Source organism: Thermococcus sp. (assembly GCF_027011145.1).
In the GTDB taxonomy this organism is placed as follows: Archaea; Methanobacteriota_B; Thermococci; order Thermococcales; family Thermococcaceae; genus Thermococcus.
The window spans coordinates 1-2,878 of the sequence record NZ_JALVAO010000025.1 but is presented as its reverse complement, the minus strand read 5'-3'; the positions used below and the strand labels follow the sequence as shown (position 1 = coordinate 2,878).

General features: G+C 44.9%; 3 protein-coding genes and 1 pseudogene. 2 read left to right on the top strand and 2 right to left on the bottom strand.

From position 1 onward, the window contains the following. Both glmM and MVG27_RS02435 read left to right on the top strand, forming a co-directional pair. Window positions 1-171, top strand: a pseudogene (gene glmM / locus MVG27_RS02440) (phosphoglucosamine mutase); the annotation flags it as partial. A gap of 39 nt (window positions 172-210) precedes the next feature. Continuing rightward, window positions 211-1,662 carry a hypothetical protein gene (locus tag MVG27_RS02435; RefSeq protein WP_297556098.1) on the top strand — a complete coding sequence of 484 codons (1,452 nt, stop codon included), beginning with the start codon at window positions 211-213 and terminating at the stop codon, window positions 1,660-1,662. 12 nt (window positions 1,663-1,674) lie between these two features. Here MVG27_RS02435 and MVG27_RS02430 read toward each other — a convergent pair whose 3' ends face one another. After that, on the bottom strand, window positions 1,675-2,241 hold the full coding sequence (locus MVG27_RS02430) for a metal-dependent hydrolase (protein ID WP_297556097.1): 567 nt from the start codon (window positions 2,239-2,241) through the stop codon (window positions 1,675-1,677). Continuing rightward, window positions 2,238-2,828: a hypothetical protein gene (locus MVG27_RS02425; RefSeq protein WP_297556094.1), complete on the bottom strand. Its 591-nt coding sequence runs from the start codon at window positions 2,826-2,828 to the stop codon at window positions 2,238-2,240. Before MVG27_RS02425 ends, MVG27_RS02430 begins: the two co-directional genes overlap by 4 nt. Between the last annotated feature and the right edge of the window lie 50 nt (window positions 2,829-2,878).

Below are 2,878 nucleotides of genomic sequence, written 5' to 3'. Positions count from 1 at the left end.
ATAGACATCGACGGAGTCAGGATAGAGAACGACGACTGGTGGATTCTCTTCAGACCGAGCGGGACCGAGCCGATAATGCGCATAACGCTGGAGGCACACACGGAGGAAAAAGCTAAGGAGCTGATGGAGAAGGCAGAGAGATTAGTGAGGAAGGCGATAGCAAGGAGTTGAGGAAAATTTTAAATTCTCTAAAATAAATAAAATTTTTTGGTGGTTACTATGGCATTAATAGGCGATATTTCATCTGCAATTGTTGGTCTTGTAGAACTATTTAGAATATTTAGTCATGAAAATCCTTTGCGTTCGATGGTAATGTTTCATAATGCAGTTTTTGAGCATTACAGTGAAATAATCAAAGAAATTAACAATGAGTTTGAAGGATTTGTGCTATCTAAAGGATGGTCACGTAGATCACTTAGAGCATTCCTTCCGTTGTGGTTCATTGTTGCTCTTTCAATTTCTTTTTCAATTTATATCATAGCTTGGATTACTGGGTGGGATATCTGTCCTGAGAATATTGCTATTTGTGGTATTTTGGCTTCTTCAGTAATTACTCCTATGCTCTCCATTAAAAAAGTTCCGGGAAGGTTAGGAATTTCTTTTGTTAATGTTTCGATACCCGTCTCAATATTGAGTCTCTTATTTATGATGGGAAAGAAAATGGAGCAAGGAAACTCAATTATTTATCTCCTTTTTGTTTTCTTTCTCGAAACGTTATGGTTGCTTGGAGTTTCTAGAGGAAGTTTGATAATAAAAGGACGAGAGTTAGATATTTTAAGTAATAATGACAATATAAAGCGTTCTACATTCGGTCTGTTATTTACATTTGTTATTTCCGGGGCAATTGCGTTTATATGGATGTTGATTTACTCTAACACTCATAAAAAAGATCCCTGGATAAACTTAGCGAACTTGGCAGTTGTATTAATTTGGATAATTATCTTGAGCTATGTAATAAGTGATGTTAAGGAAACTGCCGTGCGTCTTCTCTGGAAAGCTAAAGTGCGGGATTTTGCTAATAACCTTCCTCACTTAATAGTCAAGACAAAAACCGGCAACATCTACTACGGCCAGCTCTATGACCCACTGGATAGAAAGGTTCTCGTCCTTCGGAAATCCAAGCTGATGCATAATGGACAGATAATCGAGGGTAGTAGTTTGGTAACTAAAATGTCAGAAGAGGGGGATTACTGGAACGTCCTTTGGAAGGACATTGAGTCAATAAAAATAGTTGAAAAGGGGTTGTATAAGTCAGTCTCTCCTATTGGTTCTAATCGGGATCACAGTCTATTATTGAGCTTAAAAGAGAAAATAGAAGGATATATGGGGATTGCCATTGATTCTCTCAGATGTCTAAGAAAAAACAAAATGTTTGGAATAGCGGTGGTAGTAGTTTCTATCATACTTTGGATTATACTCTGGTATGCTTGGGATACATTGAAGTTGCTATCTAAAAAGATATTTGCATACATCCCTCGGTGGATCAATAGTGCGTATAATTTGACCGTTAAGACAACTAATTCAACTATTTATCATGTTGGTCAATTACAAAAAGAAACTTTGGGGATAATAAGCTTTATTGGTCTTGTTAGTTTTATTTTCGTAGCTTTTATAGTGGGAATATTAGCAGGGTATTTGTTGAGAGAATTCAAAAAATGTTAATACTTTTGTCTTTCACCTCAGCCTCTTCAGCTTCTTCCCTATTACCGCGAAGGTCGCTATCAGGGCTATCAGCATAACCCAGCCGAGGTTCTTGCTCGTCTCCTCCGGCAGGGCGATGTAAATTCCGAGAACGATCGTCGCGAAGGTCATCAGTATCAGAACCAGCCCCTCACCCTTCGTTCCAGTCCTTATCTTTCCCCTCGGATGGAAGTTCGAGAAGAGGCTCCACTTTATCCCCGAAACGGTGAGCGTGTCCGCGAAGAGATGCGAGATGTAGCCGATGAAGAAGGCCACCGCGAACCAGTAGCTCCCCGTTATCCAGTAAGCTATTCCACCGACGAGGGCTGTAATCAGCAGTGCGGCCTCCACCGTGTGCGTTGCTCCCCGGTGCTCGACGAAGCGGGGCATCACCGTTCCGCCGGGCAGTTTCGTCGAGATGAAGGACTTCGGGTGGTCTATGTCGGGCATTAAGGCACCGAAGGCGGCCATCCCTATGAGGAGGGGCCAGGCGGGTGCTCCAAGCAGAACCGCCACGAGGTAGAAAAAGACCCCAAAGACAACGTGCGTGTACCACATCATCCAGAACCACTTCCAAGCCCAAGTGCCTCCTTAAGCGTCTCAACGCTTCCCTCCAAGTCGTCCTTGTCGAACTCGATGTAACTCCCTTCCGGGAACCTCGCCATGAGTATCTCAAAGAGTATTCCGGGCATCTTCACGAGCCTGAACCCCTGCTCGCCAACAAGCTCCTTCGAGCGCTTTAACCTTTCCTCCTTGCCCAGGTAGAAGAACTCCTGCATCGCTCTGTAGGGATAGCTCTCAGGATTGCTTGAACTCGTGTGGAAGATGCCGCAGGTGGGAGAGCCTTTGACGCCGACGAAGACGACCTTCTCGGGCTTCTCGTCAGTCAGAACCCTCCCAACGAAGTCCGCTATTATCTTCGCCCTCTCGCGCATGCCTAAGCGCTCGTAGACTTCCCTGCTCGCCGGCGCCCTCGGCCAGCCGATTAAGGCGTATTCGGGGCAGGGATAGGCAAAGACCTGCCACTCGTCTCCAAGCTTCCCGATAAGCTCTCTCAGCCTTCTCGCAGTTTCGTACTCCTTCTCCTTCGGCCCGCGGTAGACGTAGAACGGGCTGAGGAGGCAGGGGGCTATGATGAGGAGGTTCATGTCAATCACCCGCCACAATATTGTACAACTCTCTGACCGTTATCACTCTT

Excerpts from the sequence above, each read along its gene's own strand:
- MVG27_RS02430 (WP_297556097.1), bottom strand. The coding sequence starts at position 2,241 with ATGATGTGGTACACGCACGTTGTCTTTGGGGTCTTTTTCTACCTCGTG.
- MVG27_RS02425 (WP_297556094.1), bottom strand. The coding sequence starts at position 2,828 with ATGAACCTCCTCATCATAGCCCCCTGCCTCCTCAGCCCGTTCTACGTC.